Genomic DNA, 20,194 nt, shown 5'->3' with positions numbered 1-20,194 from the left:
TGTAGACGGAAAGAAAAATCCGTCGGGGAGCGGGTCCGCTAAGTCATGAGTTGGCTGCCGAAATCGCCGAAGGCGCGCCGTCGCCTGTGGGTCGTCGCCGCCGTGGCGCCGATCCTGGCCCTGGCGGTCGGCCTGTCGCTGTGGGCCATGCAGGACAGCGTGACCTTCTTCTATTCCCCGTCCGAGGCTACCGTCGACAAGGCGCCGGAAGGCCGCAACATCCGGCTGGGCGGCCTGGTCGAGACGGGCAGCGTGCGCAAGTCCGGCGACGGGGCCGTCGTCTTCACCGTCACCGACAATATCGCCGCGACCCAGGTCCAGTATCACGGCGATCTGCCCGACCTGTTCCGCGAGGGGCAGGGGATCGTGGCGCAAGGCTCGTTCGGCGCCGACCGCGTGTTCCACGCCAGCCAGGTCCTGGCCAAGCACGACGAAAACTATATGCCGCGCGAGGTCGCCGATCGGATCAAGGCCAAGGGCGAATGGCGACCGGAGGCGACGAACATGCGCTCAACTCGGTCGCAGGCCGATAGCGCGACAAAAGCCCTATGATTGTGGAACTGGGGGCTTTCGCCCTGGCCCTGGCCCTGGCCCTGTCGATCCTGCAGACAGGTTTGTCCGCCGCGGGGCGCTGGCGGCGCAGTCCCGTTCTGGCCGGCGCGGCGCAAGGCGCGGCCTTGGCGGCGGCGGGCGCCGTCGCCCTCAGTTTCGCGGCCCTGATCTACGCCTTCGTCATCTCGGACTTTTCGGTCTCCAACGTCGCGGCCAACAGCCACACCGACAAGCCGATGCTGTACAAGGTCGCTGGCGCCTGGGGCAGCCATGAGGGCTCGCTCTTGCTGTGGTGCCTGGTTCTGACGGTTTTCGGCGCCGTCCTAACCCGCGCGCGCGGCCTGCCGTTCGGGCTGAAGACCTCGGCCGTGGCGACCCAAGGCGCTCTGGGCTCGCTGTTCCTGGCCTTCGCCGTCTTCACCTCCAGCCCCTTCACCCGGCTGGACCCCGCCCCGTTTCAGGGCGCTTCGCTGAACCCCCTGCTTCAGGACCCGGCCCTGGCCGCCCATCCGCCCCTGCTCTATGCGGGCTATGTCGGCTTCTCCGTCTGTTTCTCCCTGGCGGTCGCCGCCCTGATCGAGGGCCGGGCCCAGACCGCCTTCTGGCCCGCCTGGGGCCGGTGGGTGCGCCCCTGGGCCCTGGCCAGCTGGGCCTTTCTGACCGTCGGCATCACCCTGGGCTCCTTCTGGGCCTATTATGAGCTGGGCTGGGGCGGCTGGTGGTTCTGGGACCCGGTCGAGAACGCCAGCTTCATGCCCTGGCTGGCGGGCGCGGCCCTGTTGCACAGCGCGGTGGTCACCGAGCGGCGCGGAGCCCTGGCGGGCTGGACCGTCTTTCTGGCCCTCTTGGCCTTCAGCTTCTCCATGCTGGGCGCCTTTCTGGTGCGCTCCGGCGTCCTGACCAGCGTCCACGCCTTCGCCGTCGATCCCCAGCGGGGGATGATGCTGCTGGCCATCCTGGGTCTCACGGCCGGCGCCGCCTTCGCCCTGTTCGCCTGGCGCGCGCCCCAGCTGAAGGGCGGCGGCCTGTTCGCTCCGGTCAGCCGCGAGGGCGCCCTGGTGCTGAACAATCTGTTCCTGACGGCGGCGGCGGCGACCGTGCTTTTGGGCACCCTCTATCCCCTGATCCTGGAGGCGGCCTCCGGCGCGACCATTTCGGTCGGCCCGCCCTATTTCGCCGCCACCTTCGTTCCGCTGATGACGGTCGCCTTCCTGATCCTGCCTGCGGGGCCTCTGCTGGCGTGGAAGCGGGGCGACCTGGCGGGGGCGACGCAGAGGCTGGCGGTCGCGGCGGGCCTGTCGCTGGTCTGCGCTCTTGCGGCCTACGCCCTGTGGTCGCCGAAGAAGGCGTTGGCCGCCGCCGGGATCGGTCTGGGCGCCTGGCTGATCCTGGGCGCCTTGGTCGAGGTCGCCGAACGGACGCGGCTGTTTCGCGCCTCGACTGCCGAGACCCTGCGTCGCCTCAAGGGCCTGCCGCTCGGCGCCTGGGGTATGAGCCTGGCCCATCTGGGCCTGGGCGTCTTCATCCTGGGGGCGGTGGTCGAGACCGGCTTCAAGGCCGAGGCGGCCCGCGCCCTGACCTTGGGCCAAAGCGTTTCCGCCGGCCCCTGGACCGTCACCCTGGATCAGGTGCGGGTGGTCGAAGGCCCCAACTATCTGGCCGAACAGGGCCGGCTGACCGTGCGGCCCTCCAACGACCGGGGCCGGGCGAAGACCGTCACGGCCGAGCGCCGCTTCTTTCCCGCGGGCGGCCAGACCACGACCGAGGTCGGTCTGGATTTCCGGGGTCTGGACGACGTCTATGTGGTGATGGGCGAGCGGGCCGGAACGACTGAGGCTCCCGCCTGGGTCGTCCGACTGTACTGGAATCCCTGGGCGCGGCTGATCTTCCTGGGGCCGATGATCATGGCCTTTGGGGGGCTTTTGTCCCTGCTGGATCGCCGGCTGCGGCTGGGCGTCGGCGCGCGACGGCGGAGGCCGGCGTGAGGCGGCTCAAGATTCTGCTGGCCGCGCCGGTCCTGGCCCTGATGCTGACGGCGGCCGAGCCCGCCGCCGCCCCCGACCGCCCCTTGAGCGACCCGGCCCAGGAAGCCCGCGCCCAGGCCCTGTTCAAGGACGTCCGCTGCGTCGTCTGCCAGCACGAGGCCATCGCCGACAGTCCGGCGGGCGTCGCCGGCGACATGCGCCGGCTGATCCGCGAACAGATCGCCGCCGGCGCCTCCGATCAGGCCGTGCGTCAGGATCTGGTCCGGCGGTTCGGCGACTATGTCCTGTTCACCCCGCCGGTGCGGGCCGGAACCTGGCTGTTGTGGTTCGGCCCCTTCGTCCTCGTCCTTCTTGCGGGGGCGGCTCTGGCCTTGCGCGCGCGCCGGCGCCCGACGGAGGTCGCGCCCCTTTCGCCTGAGGAGGAGCGTCGGCTGGACGAAGTTCTCGCAAATGAGACGCTTCGCCGCGATCTGGACGCAACCTCGCCTCACGACGGGCGCTTGTCGGGATCAACCATCGAACGCTGAAATTGGCGTAACGCCCGTTCGGCCTATATCAAGAGCGAGACGGGGCGCGGCCCCGACAGAGGATCGCAAGAACAAGATGCTGAAGCGCAAAGAGTTCATTCTCGGGGCCTTGGCCGGCCTGACCCTGGCGGCGGGAGCGACGGCGGGCGGGATCGTCACCTGGCCCGGCGCCCACGCCGACCCCCAGGCCGTCAACCGGATCACCCCCGTCCCCGCCAACGGCGACCGCTTCTCGCCTCCGCCCGGCGCGCCCAACAGCTTTGCTGACATCTTCGACCAGGTCGCCCCGGCAGTCGTCCAGATCGACGTGACGGTCAAGGTGGATCAGCCCCAGGGCGGCGCCTTCCAAATCCCCGGCCTGCCGTTCCAGTTCGTCCCGCCCCAGGGCCGCAGCGACGGCGAAGACGCCGAACCCCGCACCACCCAGGGCGCCGGTTCGGGCTTCTTCATCTCGCAGGACGGTTTCATCGTCACCAACAACCACGTCGTCGCCGACGCCACCGAGATCAAGGTCAAGATGTCGGACGGCCGCGAACTGCCCGCGCGTCTGGTGGGGCGCGATGAGGCCACCGATCTGGCCGTGATCAAGGTCGATGGCGACAACTTCAAATACGTCAGCTTTGAAGAAACGGCCGAACCCCGCGTGGGCGACTGGGTGATCGCTGTGGGCAACCCCTTCGGGCTGGGCGGCACGGCGACGGCGGGGATTGTCTCTGCGAAAGCCCGCAGCTTGCCGGATGCCTCTTCAGCATACACCGATTTTCTGCAGATCGACGCCGCCATCAATCGCGGGAACTCGGGCGGGCCGACCTTTGATGTCTACGGTCGCGTTATTGGTGTCAACTCCGTCATTCTGTCTCCAACTGGCTCGTCAGTCGGCATAGGCTTCGCGATTCCGGCGGAAATCGCTAAGCAGATCACGTCGCGCTTGATGCGTGGGGAGGTGATTGAGAGAGGCTATCTCGGCGTGAAAATCAGTACGCCAACCACCGAGGAGTTGGGTGCTTTGGGGCTGAAAGCCGACCAGAAGGGCGCCCTCGTTGCTGAGGTTACCCCTGAAGGTCCGGCCGACAAGGCTGGCCTCAGGTTCAGCGATCTTGTCGTCTCGCTGAATGGCGAGGTGATTGATTCATCGACGAAGCTGACGCGCTTAGTTGGCGCGGCTAAGCCGGGAGACACGCTTCGGATGGAGGTGCTGCGTGACGGTCGCCGACAAACGATCACGGCACGATCCGGTACCCGCCCTTCTGAGACGGAACTGAACAGCGAAAACGGCCTCGGCCAAGGCGGAGCCGCTCCGAACGATCCTTCGGGAGCTTCGGCCACAGTCGAAGGTCTAAACTTGACTCCTCTCACTCCAGCCCTGCGCCAACGTCTGGGCGCGCCGGCCTCCGTCGAAGGTTTGGCGATTATGGGTGTTGAAACCGGTGTCGATGCCCGCCTTGGGCAAGGGGTCGTGATCCAGCAGGTTCAGAATACGCCCGTAAGAACCGTGGACGACTTCCGAGACGCCGTAGCTTCGGTGAAAGCGTCTGGCCGATCCGGAGCTTATCTCCTGATCTGGGTTCGGGGTCAGGGCAACGTACCCTATGTGCTGACTTTCAAAAAATAGAGCACGAAACAGCCCGCCATCATTTCTGATGGCGGGCTGTTCACTTTTAGAAATCACGCTTGAATGATCTCGTCGTCGTATAAATATACGATCTGGCAGTCTAAAAATGGCACCCCATCTGGGTAGTGATTGGTTATGCAGACCATAACCGTCCGCACGGAGGTGGGTTGGTGAGACGGCGCTGTCGGTGATGCGAGGGCGGACGAACCTATGGCTGACGACAACAAGCTCAAAGCAATCAGTGTTCTCTTCACGTTTGATCTCCCAGGTCGAATGCCAAGTGGCGCTCAGTTGGTTCGCGTTTTAGTCGTTCAGTCGTCAACTTGAAACTGTATTCCGCTTCGTCAATTTTTGTTGACCGAGGAGATGGCTGCGTCGAGCTTCCCGCCCGAAGATCGAACTGTCCAAGAACTGATCGGTAATCTGACCAAGCCGTAACTCACTGAATCGCCGCCGATGCGCTACCATCGGCGGCGATTTTGATTCCGGGAGGGGTTTCGATGCGGATTCTGGTGGTCGAGGACGACGCCGAGGCGGCGACGGCCATGGTGCGCGGCCTGACCGAGGCCGGCCATGAGGTGACCCATGCCGTGGACGGCGCCTTCGGCCTGCTGGAGTCGCAAAAGGGCGGCTATGACGTCTATGTGGTCGACCGGATGATGCCGCGTCTCGACGGCGTCGGCATGGTCGAGACGGTCAGGAAGGGCGGGGACCAGACTCCGGTCCTCTTCCTGTCGGCCCTGGGCGAAGTCGAGGACCGGGTCACCGGCCTGAAGGCCGGCGCCGACGACTATCTGGTCAAGCCCTACGCCTTCGCCGAGCTGATCGCGCGGGTCGAGGCCCTGGCGCGGCGCCGCGAGACCGGCGGGGTCCAGACCGTGCTGAAGGTCGGCGATCTGGAGATGAATCTGATCGCCCGCACGGTTCATCGCGGAACCACAGAGATCGACCTCCAACCGCGCGAGTTCCAGCTGCTGGAGTTCCTGATGCGCCACGCCGGCCAGTCGGTGACGCGCACCATGCTGCTGGAGAAGGTGTGGGAATACCATTTCGACCCCCAGACCAACGTCATCGACGTCCACATCAGCCGCCTCCGCTCCAAGATCGACAAGGGTTTCGACAAGGCCATGCTTCAGACGGTTCGCGGCGCGGGGTATCGGTTGGAGGCGTGACGTTCGGAGTGGCGAGTGGTTAGTGGCGAGTGGCGAGAATGATTGAGGCTGGCGACCGAGCGGCGGTTTATGGTCAGGCCCCGCGGAAGCCTCTGTCTGTCCCTGCGCTTGCTCGCCACTCGCCACGCGTCACTCGCCACTAACAAGCCCCATGCGCCTTCCCTCCCTCCTTCGCCGCACGCCCTTCCGGCTGACGCTGCTGTTCCTGGCCCTGTTCGTCGCGGCGGCGGGGGCGATCCTGGCCTATGTCTATTTCGCCTCGGCCTCGGAGGCCCAAGGTCGCGCCCAGGCGGAGGTGGAGGCCGAGCGGGCGGCCCTGACCGCCGTCTATCGCACCCGCGGCCTCGACGCCCTGAACCAGGCCCTGGTCGAGCGCGCCATCCGCGCCGGCCCCTATCTGTATGTGCTGAAGGGGGCGGACGGAAAGATCATCACCGCCAACATCTCCGACGTGCCCGAGGGGGTCGATACGGGCGACTGGGAGCCCTTCCGCCTGACCGACACCGACGCCGAGGGCCGGGTGCGGCGGCGCCAGTCGATCGGCATCGACACCCGGCTGGCGGGCGGCGAACATCTGTTCGTCGGGGCCGACATCGGCGACGTCGAGGACTATCTGGCCCGCCTGACCCAGGCCCTGTGGGGCGCCATGGGCCTAGTCATCCTGCTGGGCCTTGCGGGCGGCCTCTACATCAGCCGCCGGGTCGAAAGCGCCATGGCCGGGCTGAACCGGGTCGTCTCAGCCGTGCAGGAGGGGGATCTGAAGGTCCGCGCCCCGATCCGCCATTCCGGCGACGAGCTTGACGAACTCAGCCAGGGGCTGAACCTGATGCTGGATCGGCTGGAGGCGTCCATGGCCTCCATCCGCCACGCCGGCGACGCCATCGCCCACGACTTGCGCTCGCCCCTGACGCGGATGCGGGCCAAGCTGGAGGTGGCCCTGATCGACGCCGAGGCGGGCCAGATCGACGGGGTAGACGCCCTGGGCGTGGCCCTGGACGAGGCGGACCATCTGCTGAAGACCTTCAACACCGTGCTCGCCATCGCCCGGCTGCAATCGGGCGGGGCGCCGGACCCCCAGCGGATGGACGCCGCCGCCCTGGCCGCCGACATGGCCGAACTGTACGAACCGGCGGCCGAGGACAAGGACATCGACTTCTCGGCCGAGATCGAGACCGGCCTGATGATCGAGGGCAACCAGCCCTTCCTGGCCCAGGCCCTGGCCAATCTGATCGACAACGCCATCAAATACACGCCCTCCGGCGGGGCGGTGAAGCTGCGGGCGCGGCGGCGGTCGTCCGGCGAGATCGAATATTCGGTCACCGACACCGGCCCCGGCGTGCCGGAGGAGGACCGCGAACGGGTGGTCCAACGTTTCGTGCGGCTGGACAACAGCCGCACCGAGCCGGGCTCGGGTCTGGGCCTGTCTCTGGTCACGGCTGTGGCCGAGGCGCACGGCGGCCGGGTGGTGCTGGACGAAGGCCCCGGCGCCTATGAGGGTTACGGGCCGGGTCTTCGCGTGGCCCTGGTTCTGCCGCCGGCCTCGGCCTCGACCTGATCTCCCCTCATTTCCGCTCATCCCGGCGAAAGCCGGGACCCAGTTCTTTGGGCGTTCAGGCTTGTGAGCGTGTCTTGGATCGTGGTCCAACGCATTGCCGAGCGAAAGCACTGGGTCCCGGCTTTCGCCGGGATGAGCGGATGATTTGATGCCCGAAACCAAAACCTCAGTTCCGTTGGCGCATAGCCTCGTCCCCGCCGGTCCCGTCGCCGACCCCGCCGCCGCCGAACGCCTGCACGAAACCCTGTTCGAGGCCGCCGCATCCGAGGGCTGGGCCGACACTCTGGACGCGGCCTGGCCGGCCCTGGCGTCCGTGGCGGGGGCCTCGCCCTATCTCGCCGGCCTGATGCGGCGTCGCCCCGCCCATCTGCGCCGCCTGCTGGAGACCAATCCGACCTCGGGCCTGATCCGCATCCTCGCCGACACCGACGCCCTGAACGCCGAACCCGATGAGGTCCGCGCGCCTCTGCGGGTGCTGAAGGCCGATCTGCACCTGCTGACGGCCCTGGCTGACCTCGGCGGGGTCTGGGACCTGGATCAGGTGACCGGCGCCCTGTCCGGCTTCGCCGACGCCGTCTGCCGCGCCGCCCTGCGCGCCGTCGCCGCCGAGCAGCGGGCGAGGGGGCGGCTGGTCTCGCCGCCCGACGATCCGCGCGGGCCCATCCCCGGCCTGTTCGGCCTGGCCATGGGCAAGCACGGCGCGCACGAGCTGAACTATTCGTCCGACATCGACATCTCCCTCTTCTTCGAGCCGCGCCTGATGGGCCTGGCCCTGCGCGAGGGCGAGGAGATGCAGGACTTCGCCAATCGCGTCGGCAAGGGGATCGCCGGCCTGCTGAGCGAACGCACCGCCGACGGCTATGTCTTCCGCGTCGACCTGCGGCTGCGGCCCGATCCGTCCTCCACCCCGCCGGTGGTCGCCGCCCCCATGGCCCTGGCCTATTACGAGAGCGTCGGCCAGAACTGGGAAAGGGCGGCCTTCATCAAGGCCCGGCCCGTGCTGGGCGATCCCCGCGCCGCCGCCCGCTTCGTCAAGGCCCTGCGGCCCTTCGTCTGGCGCCGCAGCCTGGACTACGCCGCCGTTCTGGACATTCAGTCGATCAAGAAACAGATCCACGTCCACAAGACGGGCGAGGGGCTTCAGGCCGCCGGCGCCAATCTGAAACTGGGTCGGGGCGGCATCCGCGAGATCGAATTCTACGCCCAGACCCAGCAGCTGATCCTGGCGGGACGCGACCCGGACCTGAGGGCGCCGCGCACCCTGGCCGCCCTGACCGCCTTGGCCGAGGCCGACCATATTCCGACCGCGGTCGCCGAGGAGATGTCGGCCGCCTATGTCGAACTGCGCGGGCTGGAACACCGGGTCCAGATGCTGGACGACGAACAGACCCACCGCCTGCCCGAGAGCCCCCAGGCGCGCGCCGCCGTCGCCGCCCTGGCCGGCTGGGCCGATCTGGCCGCCTTCGACGCCCATGTCGAAGCGCTGCTGGGGCGGGTCAACGCCCGCTACGGCGAGCTGTTCGAAGGCGGGGAAGACCTGGATTCCAGCTACGGCAGCCTGGTCTTCACTGGGGTGGAGAACGATCCAGAGACCCTTCTGACCCTGGGCCGCATGGGGTTTTCCGAGGCGGCCTCGGTCGCCGACACCATCCGGTCCTGGCACCACGGCCGCATTCCCGCGACCCGGACCGAGCGGGGCCGCGAACTGTTCACCCGCCTGGCGCCGCGCCTGCTGGAGGCCCTGGCGCGCACGGGCGCGCCGGACGAGGCCTTTCGCCGGTTCGCCGTCTTCTTTTCGGGCCTGGCCGCCGGGGTTCAGGTTCAGGCCCTGTTCCTGAACCAGCCCAAATTGTTCGAAATGGTGCTGGGGGTCATGGCCTTTGCGCCGCGCCTGGCCCGCACCCTGGGCCGTCAGCCTGCGGCCCTGGACGGGATTCTGGACGCCCGCTTCCTGGCCGACCTGTCCGACGATACCGGCCTGGGCGAACAGATGCTGCGCGAGGCCGGCGAGGCGGAGGATTTCGAAGGGGCGATGAACGCCGTGCGGCGTCTGCACCGCGAACAGATGTTCCGCATCGGCCTGCACGCCATGACCGGGCGCGCGGGGCCCGAGGCCGCCGGCCGGGCCTATGCCGATCTGGCCGACGCCGCCATGCGCATCCTGGCCCCTGCCGCCCTGGTCGAGGCGGAACGGTTGGGCGGCGCCTTTCCCGGCGCGGTCGCCGTGGTGGCCCTGGGCAAGGCCGGGTCGCGCGAGATGACGGCCGGGTCGGACCTGGACCTGATGACCCTCTATGACGCCCCGCCCGAGGCCGTGTCCGAGGTCAAGGGCTGGACCGCCGACGTCTTCTACGCCCGTTTCACCCAGCGGCTCATCGCCGCCCTGTCGGCCCATACGGCCGAGGGCGGCCTGTATGAGGTGGACATGCGGTTGCGGCCCACCGGGTCCAAGGGCCCGGTCTCGGTGCGGCTGTCCGCCTTCGACGACTATTACGCCGCCGAGGCCGAGACCTGGGAGTTCATGGTCCTGACCCGCGCGCGCGTGGTCTGGGCCAGCGACCCGGCCTTCGCCGAGCGGGTGTCGGCGGGGATCGAGGCGGCGCTGCGGCGGCCCCGGCCGGGCGTCAACGTGGCGGCGGATGTGCGCCGGATGCGCGCCCTGATGGATCGGGAACGCCGTCCGCACGGCTTCTGGGATCTGAAACTGTCGCCCGGCGGCCAGGTGGACGCCGAGTTCGCCGCCCAGTACCGCCAGCTTCAGGCTGCGGCGGCGGGCGAGCCCTTGACCCTGTCGACGCTTCAGGCCCTCGGGCAGGACCCGATCCTGGCCGAGGCCTGGCGCATCCAGCAGCGACTGGCCCAGCTCCTGGCCGCCGCCTTCGAAGGCCGGGTCGATCCCGAGGCCGAACCGGCGGTCTTTCAGCAGCGGCTGGCCGAGGCGGCGGGGGCGCTCGACTTCGAGAGCCTGAAGACCCGGCTGACGGACCTGCGCGCCCAAGCGCGTCGGGCCTTCGAGCAGGCGGTTCCGGCCGGTCGCGACGGAGAATCGCCGGACCCGCGTTCAACCTCCTGACGGGGCGACGAAAAGGCCGTGCTTGCCACGGCCCAGGAGAAGATCGAGATGAGAACAACCTTGCTGACCGGCCTCGGCGTCATCGCCTTGGCGGGCCTGGCCGGCGCCGCCACGGCCCAGACGCCGCCCCCAGGTCCTGCGCCGACGGCGGCGCATTCGGGACCCCAAGCCGACCGCCCCCATCATCGACGCGGTGAAGCCCGTCGCGCCGGTCCGGTGACGCGGGCCGAATTCGTGGATCAGCACATCGCGCGTCTGACCGCCTTGGACGCCGACCGTGACGGCGTGGTCAGCGTCGCCGAGCGCGAGGCCGCCGTTCAGGCCCGGCGCGCCCGGCACGCGGATTCGCGCTTCGCCAAGCTGGATGCGAACGGCGACGGCGCGGTCAGCCGCGCCGAGTTCGAGGCCGCCCGCGCGGCGCGCGGCGAGGCCGGCGGTCGTCGCGAACGGGCGGGTCGCGGCGACGGACCTCGTCGCGGCAAGGACGGCGCCCATCGCCAGGCCGGTCCGGTGACGATTTCGGACGTCGCCGCCAAACTGGGCGAACGGTTCGACACGATGGACGCCGATCACGACGGCGTTGTCACCCCCGAGGAACGCCGTGCGGCCGCCCAGGCCCACCGCGCCGAACGGCGTCAGGCCCGCTCCGCGCAACAACCGGCTTCCCCGCCGGCCGGTTCGGCGTAAGAACAGTGTCGGGGTCGGCCGTCGCGCGCGAATCGGTCCCTTTCGTCCGGATCGGAATAGGCAGGCTTGGTCGCGATCATCGACCCCGACGAGGATCTGGTGCGCCGCGTGGGTCAGGGCGATCCGGCGGCGGCCCAGGCGCTCGTCGCGCGCAAACTGCCGCGCATCCTGGCCTTGGCGCAGCGGATGCTGGGCGATGCGGTCGAGGCCGAGGACGTGGCTCAGGAAACGATGTTTAAGGCGTGGAAACAGGCGCCCCGGTGGACGCCGGGCCAGGCGCGGTTCGACACCTGGCTGCACCGGGTGGCGCTGAACCTCTGTTACGATCGGCTGCGGCGTCGTCGCGAGATTCCGACGCACACGCCCCCCGACCGTCCCGACGAGGGACCGGCCCCGGATCGGGGTCTGATGGCGGCCGAAACGGGCTTGCGGGTCGGACAGGCGTTGAGCCGCCTGCCGGATCGGCAGCGCGAGGCGGTGGTCCTGTGTCATTATCAGGAACTGTCCAATATCGAGGCGGCCGCCCTGATGGAGATCAGCGTCGAGGCGCTGGAAAGTCTGTTGTCGCGCGGTCGCCGCGCATTGCGTCAGTCCTTGTCGGACCTGGCGCCCCGCGCCCCGGCTGCGGCGCTGAGAGGAGAGGCGAGATGAAGGCGCAACGGTTGCACGCCCTGGCGGAGGCTTACGGCGCCGACCTGCGTCGATGGCCGGCGTCCGAACGCGCCTTCGCCGAAAGCCTGATCGCGGCTGATCCGTCGCTGAAGGCGGTGCTCGACGAGGCGGCGGCGCTGGACGCCCTGCTGGACGCCGCGCCGGCGCCGGCGCCCTCGGCCGTCCTGACCGCGCGGGTTCTCGCCGCCGCGCCCAAGGCCAGAAGCCGTCGTTTCCATCTGGACCGGCTCGCCTTCTATCTGGGCGCCGGCTGGGCGGCGGCGGCCTGCGCCGGGGTTGTGGCGGGGGTCGGCCTGACCAGCGAACTGACCGCCAACGAGCGGGCTGATGCGGTGCTTTATCAATCCAGCCTGACCGGGGTGGACGATACGGAGGTTCTTCGATGAGCGGACGCGGGCTGAAAATCGCCCTGGCGGTCTCTGTGGCCCTGAACCTGTTCGCCCTGGCCGGCGGGGTCGCCTTCGCCGTCAGCCGGGCCAAGGTGGATCAGCACGTCGCCGAACAGCGCCAGCCCGGTCGCGCCGGCGGCTTTCGCGCCCTGGTGGCGGAGCTGAGCCCCGAAACCCGACGCGAGGTGCGCGCCCGCATGCGCGCCGTCGCCCTGTCGGCCCGTCCCGATTTCGAGGCCGCGCGCGAGGCCCGCCGTCAGGCGGTCGAGGCCGCGCGCGAACCGCAGATGAATCCCGAGCGGGTCCAGGCCTTGCTGAATGACTCCCGCGCCGCCGAAATGCGCGGCCGCGCCCGTCTGGAAGGCGGCGCCATCGCCATTCTGGGCGCCCTGGACGTCGAAGACCGCCGCATCATGGCCGACATACTGGCGCGCAAGGGACCAGGCGCCGGCCGGGCCGATCGCCCGGCCGGCGAGGGGCCGCCGCCGCCCGAAGCCGGCGACGTCCCTCGCTGACCTCAGGCCTTGGAGGCGCGGAAGGCGGCGACAGCCTGAACCGCCTCGCGCACCGAGCTCTCGATGGCGGCCCAGTCGCCGGCCTTCACCGCCGCGTCCGTCACCAGTTTGGATCCCATGCCCGCCGCCACGATCCCGGCGCCGAACCATTTGGCGATTGAGGCTTCGTCGGGATCGACCCCGCCGGTCGGCATGATCTTGACCCAGGGCATCGGACCCTTGACCGCCTTGACGAAGTCCGGCCCGCCGACCGACGAACCAGGGAAGAGTTTGACGATGTCGCAGCCCAGTTCGTGCGCCTCGCCGATGTCGGTCACCGAGCCGCAGCCGGGGAAGTAGGCGACCATGCGCCGGTTGCAGACCTTGGCCACGTCGGGGACCAGGCAGGGGCTGACCACGAAACGCGCGCCCCGGTTCAGATAGAGGGCCGCCGTGCCGCTGTCGACGACCGAGCCGATGCCCAGAACCACCCAAGGATCGGTCTTGATCAGTTCGCGATTGATCTCGCCGAACAGGTCGCAGGCGAAGTCGCCGCGATTGGTGAACTCCACCACCGGCGCCCCGCCGCGCGCACAGGCGCGGATGACGTTCAGGCTGACCTCGGGATCGGGATGATAGAAGACCGGGCAGACGCCCTGGGTCTGAAGCGCCTTCAGCACGCTGACGCGATCATGGGCCATGTCTCAAATCTCCGCCTGTCCGACCCGCGCCGGAACGCCTGTGTTTCCTCAACCGGTCGCCCGGCCTTCGCGCCCTGCTTATCCCAGCCGCTGCAGAAAACGAAAGCCGCGCGGTCCGGTTCGGGGCGCTGTGGCGGAACATATTGTTTCACCGGCCGTCTTCGACGCCGCGTCCAAAACCGTTTAGGAGGCGGACCAGCAATAGGAGAGCCCCGCCATGATGACCGCCATCTTCGTCTTCATCAAAACCGAGCTGGGCTACGCCAATGAGGTGGCCGCCGACATCGTGGACCATGTGGAGAACGTGTCGGAGGTCTATTCGACCTCGGGCCAGCACGATCTGCTGGCCAAGTTCAACCTGCCGCGCGACGCCGACATCGGGACCTTCGTGACCAAACAGGTCCAGACCCGACCGCATGTCCGCGACACCTTCACCGTCATCACCTTCTCGCCCTTCCTGCCGAAGGGGGGCTAGGATTTTCCGGCGCCGGTCTTTCGCTTGACGGCGTCCCTGCGCTCCTCCGCCTCGTCGTCCTCGCCGACCTTTTCCTCGACCGAGGCCGAGAACCGCTGGAAGGCGCCCAGGCCCACCAGCACCAGGACGGCTGCGATCAGCAGGGCGGTCGGATAGATCAGCTGGCTGACGTCCTCGCGCGCGGTCTTGAACACCACCACCAGGGCCTCCAGGAACAGGGCGATGACGATGGTGGACAGGAATTTCGTCAGGCTGCGCCGGGCCTCGGCGGCGCTGCGCCGCTCATTGCCGCGCCGCACCTCGTCTTCGAAGATGTATTTGGCCACGTCGAAGACGGCGATGGCGACGATGACATAGCCCAGCACGTCCAGCACCGCCTCGGCCCCCGACTGGCCGGGCGCGCGAATGGTCTCCAGCGCGTCCTTGACGCCGAAGCCGATCAGGGCGGTGGCGGCCAAAAGCAGCAGCAGGCTGGCGCCGCCGAACACCGCGCGGGTCAGATAGGTCATGGTCGCCCCCTGGGCCGCCCCCTTAGTTTCAGGACCACCAACGCGCGGGCGGCCAAGCTGTTGCCTGGGCGCAAATGACCGTAGCCAATCGAAACCCATCTGCTAACCTCCCCTCCAAAGAGGAAACGCGGGGAACACGCGACATGACCGATCTGGACGCCTTCCGCACCGAAACGCGCGCCTGGCTGGAAGAGAATTGCCCGCCCGAGGTGCGCGGTCCCATGGCCTCCGAGGCCGATACGATCTGGGGCGGGCGCGACGCCGTCTTCGCCACGCCGGGGCATAAATTGTGGCTGGAGCGGATGGGCGCGCGCGGCTGGACGGCGCCGGAATGGCCCCGCGAATACGGCGGCGGGGGCTTAAGCCGCGAAGAGGCCAAGGTGCTGGCGTCGGAGCTGCGGCGCATCAAGGCCCAGCCGGCCCTGGCCAGTTTCGGCGTCTGGATGCTGGGCCCGGCGCTTCTGGCCTTCGGGACCGAGGAACAGAAGAAGCGGTTCCTGCCCGAGATCGTGCGCGGCGAAATCCGCTGGTGCCAGGGCTATTCCGAGCCCGGCGCCGGCTCCGACCTGGCCTCGATCCAGACCAAGGCGGAAGATCGCGGCGACCACTGGATGGTCAACGGCCAGAAGATCTGGACCTCCTACGCCGACAAGGCCGACTGGATCTTCTGCCTGGTCCGCACCGATCCGGAGGCGCCCAAACATCTGGGCATCTCCTTCGTCCTGTTCGACATGAAGACGCCGGGCGTCACCACCCGGCCCATCACCCTGATCAGCGGCAAGTCCCCCTTCTGCGAAACCTTCTTCGACGATGTGCGGGTGGAGAAGGAAAACCTGGTCGGCACGCTGAACCGCGGCTGGGACGTGGCCAAATATCTGCTGGCCCATGAGCGGACCATGATCGGCGCCATGGGCGAGGTCGGCGCCGGCCGGCCCCTGCACCAGACTGCTCTGGAGACGATCGGCGCCGACGCCGAGGGCCGGCTGGACGACCCCATGCTGCGCGCCCGGATCGCCGAGCTGGAGATCGACGCCGCCGCCTTCCGCCTGGCGATGGAGCGGGCCGGCGATCAGATGAAGGCCAAACAGGCCCATCCCGCCATCGCCTCCATGCTGAAATACTACGGCTCGGAACTGAACAAGCGCCGCCACGAACTGCGGATGGCGGCCGGCGGGATCGACGCCCTGGAATGGGAGGGCGAACGCTCGCACGGCGGCGCGGCCGCCCGAGACTGGCTGCGCACCAAGGCCAATTCCATCGAGGGCGGGACCAGCGAAATCCAGCTGAACATCATCGCCAAACACCTGCTGCAACTGCCGGGGGCGTGAGACCATGCGCCTTCGTCATCCTCGGGCGTGACCCGAGGACCGGGGGCGCCGCCGCTGGTGCGATGAACCGGGCGCACGGCGCGCCCTACAGCCGATCCTCGGGTCAAGCCCGAGGATGACGAACCGGGTCAAGCCCGACGATGACGAGTTCGGGTCAAGCCCGAGGATGAAGAAAGACGAGGGACCCCAATGCCCCTGATCCTGACCGAAGAACAGACGATGCTCCAGGAGGCCGCCGACGGCTTTCTGGCCGAACACGCTCCGCTGGACCATCTGCGCAAACTGCGTGACGACCGCGATCCGGACGGCCTGTCGCGCGACCTGTGGCGCGGCTTCGGCGAGATGGGCTTCGCCGGCGTCCTGATCCCCGAGGCGCACGGCGGCCTCGGCCTGGGCGCCGTCGAGGCGGGGGTGATCGCTGAAAGCCTGGGGCGCGCCCTGACCCCGTCCCCCTTCATGGGCTCGGCCGTCCTGTCGGCCAAGGTGCTGAGCGACGGCGGCTCAGAGGCCCAGCAGGCCTGGCTGCCCCGTATCGCGGCCGGCGAGGCCGTCCTGTCCCTGGCGATCGACGAGGGGGCCAAACACGCGCCCAGCCGCATCGCCGCGCGCGCCGAACGGTCCGGCAACGGCTTTCGCCTGAACGGCGCCAAGGCCCTGGTGCTGGACGGCCATATCGCCGACGCCCTGATCGTGGCGGCGCGGGCGGAGGAGGGGATCACCCTCTTCCTGGTCGATCCCAAGGCGGACGGGGTCGCGGTCGAACGCACCGTCATGGTCGACGCCCACAACGCCGCCCGCGTGACGCTGAGCGACGTCGAAATCGACGCCGACGCCGTGATCGGCGCCGTCGGCGGGGGGGAGGTCCTGCTGAACCCCGCCCTGGCGCTGGGGCGCGCCTGCGCCGCCTCGACCCTGACCGGCGCCGGGGACCAGGCCTTCAAGATCACGCTTGAGTATCTGCGCACCCGCAAACAGTTCGGCCGCCTGATCGGCGAGTTCCAGGCCCTGCAACACCGCGCCGCCCATCTCTATACCGAACTGGCCTTGGCCCGCGCCGCCACCCTGGCCGCGCTCCAGGCCATCGACGCCGGCCGCGACGACGCCGACCTTGCGGCCTCCGTCGCCAAGGCCAAGGCCGGCCGCGCCGCCGAACTGGCGGTGCAGGAGGCGGTCCAGATGCACGGCGGCGTCGGCATGACCGACGCCTTCGACGTCGGCCTCTATATGAAGCGCGTCCGCGTCCTCAACGAACTCCTGGGCGACGCTCAGTTCCACACCGAACGGCTGGCGAGGAGCCAGGGGTTTTGAGGGGGGATCAATCCTCGTCCATCTTCAGGGCGGCGATGAAGGCTTCCTGGGGGATTTCGACCTTGCCGAACTGGCGCATCCGCTTCTTGCCGGCCTTCTGCTTCTCCAGCAGCTTCTTCTTGCGGGTGGCGTCGCCGCCGTAGCATTTGGAGGTCACGTCCTTGCGCAGGGCGCGCACGGTCTCGCGGGCGATGATCTTGCCGCCGATGGCCGCCTGGATCGGGATCTGGAACAGGTGGGGCGGGATCAGCTCCTTCATCTTCTCGACCATGCCCCGGCCGCGCGTCTCGGCCCGCTGGCGGTGGACCAGCATGGACAGGGCGTCCACCGGCTCGGCGTTGACCAGGATGGACATCTTCACCAGGTCGCCGACCTTGTATTCGGTGATCTCATAGTCGAACGAGGCGTAGCCCTTGGAGATGGACTTCAGCCGGTCGTAGAAGTCGAACACCACCTCGTTCAGCGGCAGTTCGTAAACCACCATGGCGCGGCTGCCGACATAGGACAGCTCCACCTGCTGGCCGCGGCGGTCCTGGCACAGTTTGATGACGCCGCCCAGGTATTCGTCGGGGGTCAGGATGGTGGCCTTGATCCAGGGTTCGGCTATGGTGTCGATCTGCATCACGTCGGGCAGGTCGGCCGGATTGTGCAGGTCCATCTCGGAGCCGTCGCGCAGGCCGATCTTGTAGACGACCGAGGGGGCGGTGGCGATCAGGTCGAGGTTGAACTCGCGGCTCAGCCGCTCCTGGATGATCTCCAGGTGCAGCAGACCCAGGAAGCCGCAGCGGAAGCCGAAGCCCAGCGCCGCCGAGCTTTCCATCTCATAGGTGAAGGAGGCGTCGTTCAGGCGCAGCTTGCCGATGGCGGCGCGCAGGTCCTCGAAGTCGGCGGCGTCGACCGGGAACAGACCGCAGAACACCACCGACTGGACCTCCTTGAACCCCTTCAGCGGTTCGGCCGTGGGCCGTTTCTCGTCGGTGATGGTGTCGCCGACGGCGGCGTGGGCCACTTCCTTGATCTGGGCGGTGATGAAGCCGACTTCGCCGGGGCCCAGTTGGTCCACCGCAGTGTTCTTGGGCAGGAAGACGCCGACGCGGTCGATCAGGTGGGTCGAGCCGTTGCGCATCATCTTGACCCGCATGCCGGTCTTCAAGACGCCGTCGAAGACGCGGACCAGGACGACGACGCCCAGATAGGGGTCGTACCAGGCGTCGACCAGCATGGCCTTCAGCGGGGCGTCGGGGTCGCCCTTGGGCGCCGGCAGGCGGGTGACGATGGCCTCCAGCACCTCCTCGATGCCCAGGCCCGACTTGGCCGAACATTCCACGGCGTCCGAGGCGTCCAGGCCGATAACGTCCTCGATCTGGGCCTTGACCCGCTCGGGCTCGGCGGCGGGCAGGTCGATCTTGTTCAGGACCGGGACGATCTCGTGATTGTTGTCGATGGCCTGATAGACGTTCGCCAGGGTCTGGGCCTCAACCCCCTGCGACGCATCCACCACCAGCAGCGAGCCCTCGCAAGCGGCGAGGCTGCGCGAGACCTCATAGGCGAAGTCCACGTGGCCGGGCGTGTCCATCAGGTTCAGGATATACTCCTCGCCGTCCCTGGCCTTGTAGGTCAGGCGCACGGTCTGGGCCTTGATGGTGATCCCCCGCTCCTTCTCGATCTCCATATTGTCGAGAACCTGTTCCGACATCTCGCGCGCGGTCAGCCCGCCGGTGTGCTGGATCAGGCGGTCGGACAGGGTGGACTTGCCGTGGTCGATGTGCGCGACCACGCTGAAATTCCGGATGTTCGAGATCGGAGGAGTCGTCATCCGCGCGCCCCTAACATGCGTATTCCTTTTGGACCAGCCGCCCAGGTCCGGCGGGAACGCCCCGTCGTAGATTACACCTCTGCAATGTTGCTCGTCCGGGTTTGAGGCGGAGGCGCGGACGGGGTATTAGCCAAGCACCTTCCCGACCGGCGCGAGCCGGCGATCCGCTTCGCCTGAAACCGAGGAACTCCCCCGTGTCCATGACGACCCGAACCGCTGCCGCCCTCTGCGCCGTCGCCCTGTCGGCCTTCTTGGCGAGTTGCGGCGGGGGAGGCGAGGAGAAGAAGGCCGACACGACCGCCGGCGCGCGCCAGACCGTCACGGCCGCCACGGTGGCTTCGATCAACCTCAGCCGCACCGTCAGCGCCTCGGGCTCGGTTTCGGCCTGGGAGGAGGTGCCGGTGGCGGCCGAGACCGGCGGCCTGACGGCCGTCGCCGTCTATGTGGACGAAGGCTCCTACGTCCGTCAGGGCCAGCCCCTGGTGCAGATGAACGACGTCCTGCTGCGCGCCCAGCTGCGTCAGCAGCAGGCCCAGGTGCAGCAGGCCGAGGCCAACGTCGCCCGCGACGATGCGGCCCTGACGCGCGCCCAGCAGCTGAAGGAGCGGGGCTTCCTCAGCCAGGCGTCCCTGGACACGGCCCTGGCCAATCAGCGCAGCTCCAACGCCAATCTGGCGGCCGCCCGCGCCGCCCTGTCGGAAACCCAGACCCGCCTCAGCCAGGCCACCATCCGCGCGCCCGTCGCCGGTCTGATCACCAGCCGCAGCGTGACCAAGGGCCAGATCATCGCCGCCGGGACCGAGCTGTTCCGCATGGTGCGCGACGGTCGGCTGGAGCTGGACGCCCAGGTGCCCGAGACCGAGCTGGCCCTGGTTCGCGCCGGTCAGTCGGCGACCGTGACCTCCAGCGAGGCGGCGCCCACGACCGGCACGGTGCGGATCGTCACGCCGCAAGTCGATCCCGCCACCCGACTGGGTCTGGCGCGCATCTCTCTGGCCCCGGCGGCGCAACTGCGTCCGGGCATGTTCGCCCGCGCCGAGATCGCCGTCGGCGACCAGCCGGCCCTGGTCGTGCCAGGGGCGGCGATCGTCTATCGCGAAGGCAAGCCGGGCGTCTATGTGATCGGCCAGGGCGAGGCGGTTCGCTTCGCTCCCGTGACCACGGGCGCGCGCACAGGCGATCAGGTGGCCGTTCAGGGCCTTCAGGCCGGCCAGCGCGTGGTGGTCCAGGGCGCCGGCTTCCTGGGCGAGGGCGACCATGTGACGGTGGCCCCCGCGACTGCGGCTCCGGCCGCCGCCGCTCCGGCTCCTGCCGGCCAAGCCGCGCGCTAAGGGACCGG

The 20,194-nt window shown here is 68.7% G+C and carries 18 protein-coding genes; 15 read left to right on the top strand and 3 right to left on the bottom strand.

Annotation, left to right across the window (positions count from 1 at the left end):
- Window positions 1-45: 45 nt before the first annotated feature.
- The 11 genes from ccmE (at window position 46) to ACW178_RS15330 (ending at window position 12,739) form a co-directional block, all read left to right on the top strand.
- On the top strand, window positions 46-552 hold the full coding sequence (gene ccmE, locus ACW178_RS15380) for a cytochrome c maturation protein CcmE (RefSeq protein WP_191554516.1): 507 nt from the start codon (window positions 46-48) through the stop codon (window positions 550-552).
- Window positions 549-2,537 carry a heme lyase CcmF/NrfE family subunit gene (locus ACW178_RS15375; protein WP_492024738.1) on the top strand — a complete coding sequence of 663 codons (1,989 nt, stop codon included), beginning with the start codon at window positions 549-551 and terminating at the stop codon, window positions 2,535-2,537. Before ccmE ends, ACW178_RS15375 begins: the two co-directional genes overlap by 4 nt.
- Window positions 2,534-3,064 (top strand): cytochrome c-type biogenesis protein, encoded by a 531-nt coding sequence (locus ACW178_RS15370; protein WP_409612646.1) that lies wholly within the window; start codon window positions 2,534-2,536, stop codon window positions 3,062-3,064. Before ACW178_RS15375 ends, ACW178_RS15370 begins: the two co-directional genes overlap by 4 nt.
- A 76-nt stretch (window positions 3,065-3,140) precedes the next feature.
- A complete protein-coding gene (locus tag ACW178_RS15365; protein WP_152950984.1) occupies window positions 3,141-4,676 on the top strand; it encodes a trypsin-like peptidase domain-containing protein in 1,536 nt (511 codons plus the stop codon).
- A gap of 500 nt (window positions 4,677-5,176) precedes the next feature.
- Window positions 5,177-5,848 carry a response regulator transcription factor gene (locus ACW178_RS15360; protein WP_054766679.1) on the top strand — a complete coding sequence of 224 codons (672 nt, stop codon included), beginning with the start codon at window positions 5,177-5,179 and terminating at the stop codon, window positions 5,846-5,848.
- A 151-nt stretch (window positions 5,849-5,999) separates the two neighbouring features.
- Complete coding sequence (locus ACW178_RS15355; RefSeq protein WP_054766678.1) at window positions 6,000-7,403, top strand: sensor histidine kinase; 1,404 nt, start codon at window positions 6,000-6,002, stop codon at window positions 7,401-7,403.
- A 148-nt stretch (window positions 7,404-7,551) separates the two neighbouring features.
- Window positions 7,552-10,476, top strand: a complete 2,925-nt coding sequence (locus ACW178_RS15350) for a bifunctional [glutamine synthetase] adenylyltransferase/[glutamine synthetase]-adenylyl-L-tyrosine phosphorylase (RefSeq protein WP_191558178.1) — start codon at window positions 7,552-7,554, stop codon at window positions 10,474-10,476.
- Window positions 10,477-10,524: 48 nt separating this feature from the next.
- A complete protein-coding gene (locus ACW178_RS15345; protein ID WP_152950981.1) occupies window positions 10,525-11,163 on the top strand; it encodes an EF-hand domain-containing protein in 639 nt (212 codons plus the stop codon).
- A gap of 66 nt (window positions 11,164-11,229) precedes the next feature.
- A complete protein-coding gene (locus ACW178_RS15340; protein ID WP_054766676.1) occupies window positions 11,230-11,814 on the top strand; it encodes an RNA polymerase sigma factor in 585 nt (194 codons plus the stop codon).
- Window positions 11,811-12,221, top strand: a complete 411-nt coding sequence (locus ACW178_RS15335; RefSeq protein ID WP_054766675.1) for a hypothetical protein — start codon at window positions 11,811-11,813, stop codon at window positions 12,219-12,221. Before ACW178_RS15340 ends, ACW178_RS15335 begins: the two co-directional genes overlap by 4 nt.
- Entirely contained in the window at window positions 12,218-12,739 is a 522-nt protein-coding gene (locus ACW178_RS15330) for a periplasmic heavy metal sensor (protein ID WP_444581239.1), read from the top strand. Before ACW178_RS15335 ends, ACW178_RS15330 begins: the two co-directional genes overlap by 4 nt.
- A gap of 2 nt (window positions 12,740-12,741) precedes the next feature.
- Here ACW178_RS15330 and ACW178_RS15325 read toward each other — a convergent pair whose 3' ends face one another.
- A complete protein-coding gene (locus tag ACW178_RS15325) occupies window positions 12,742-13,419 on the bottom strand; it encodes a bifunctional 4-hydroxy-2-oxoglutarate aldolase/2-dehydro-3-deoxy-phosphogluconate aldolase (protein ID WP_054766673.1) in 678 nt (225 codons plus the stop codon).
- A 217-nt stretch (window positions 13,420-13,636) separates the two neighbouring features.
- Between ACW178_RS15325 and ACW178_RS15320 the strand changes: the two genes are divergently transcribed.
- Window positions 13,637-13,894: an Lrp/AsnC ligand binding domain-containing protein gene (locus ACW178_RS15320; RefSeq protein WP_152950978.1), complete on the top strand. Its 258-nt coding sequence runs from the start codon at window positions 13,637-13,639 to the stop codon at window positions 13,892-13,894.
- Here the strand turns inward: ACW178_RS15320 and ACW178_RS15315 are convergent.
- Window positions 13,891-14,403, bottom strand: coding sequence for a GNAT family acetyltransferase (locus ACW178_RS15315; RefSeq protein ID WP_152950977.1), 513 nt, complete (start codon window positions 14,401-14,403; stop codon window positions 13,891-13,893). The genes ACW178_RS15320 and ACW178_RS15315 overlap by 4 nt on opposite strands.
- A 143-nt stretch (window positions 14,404-14,546) precedes the next feature.
- Here ACW178_RS15315 and ACW178_RS15310 point away from each other — a divergent pair, with 143 nt between their 5' ends.
- Together ACW178_RS15310 and ACW178_RS15305 are read left to right on the top strand one after the other, a co-directional pair.
- A complete protein-coding gene (locus tag ACW178_RS15310; RefSeq protein ID WP_492024737.1) occupies window positions 14,547-15,731 on the top strand; it encodes an acyl-CoA dehydrogenase family protein in 1,185 nt (394 codons plus the stop codon).
- A gap of 189 nt (window positions 15,732-15,920) precedes the next feature.
- On the top strand, window positions 15,921-17,039 hold the full coding sequence (locus ACW178_RS15305; RefSeq protein ID WP_191558175.1) for an acyl-CoA dehydrogenase family protein: 1,119 nt from the start codon (window positions 15,921-15,923) through the stop codon (window positions 17,037-17,039).
- A gap of 7 nt (window positions 17,040-17,046) precedes the next feature.
- On the opposite strand, the gene lepA is transcribed toward ACW178_RS15305, so the two are convergent.
- Entirely contained in the window at window positions 17,047-18,855 is a 1,809-nt protein-coding gene (lepA, locus tag ACW178_RS15300; protein WP_182714958.1) for a translation elongation factor 4, read from the bottom strand.
- A gap of 200 nt (window positions 18,856-19,055) precedes the next feature.
- On the opposite strand from lepA, the gene ACW178_RS15295 reads away from it, so the two are divergent.
- Window positions 19,056-20,186 (top strand): efflux RND transporter periplasmic adaptor subunit, encoded by a 1,131-nt coding sequence (locus tag ACW178_RS15295; protein WP_492025062.1) that lies wholly within the window; start codon window positions 19,056-19,058, stop codon window positions 20,184-20,186.
- Window positions 20,187-20,194 lie beyond the last annotated feature (8 nt).

The organism is Brevundimonas sp. AVps4 (assembly GCF_058681525.1).
The sequence above is the reverse complement of the archived record's forward strand: the minus strand, read 5'-3'. Positions and strand labels throughout refer to the sequence as shown.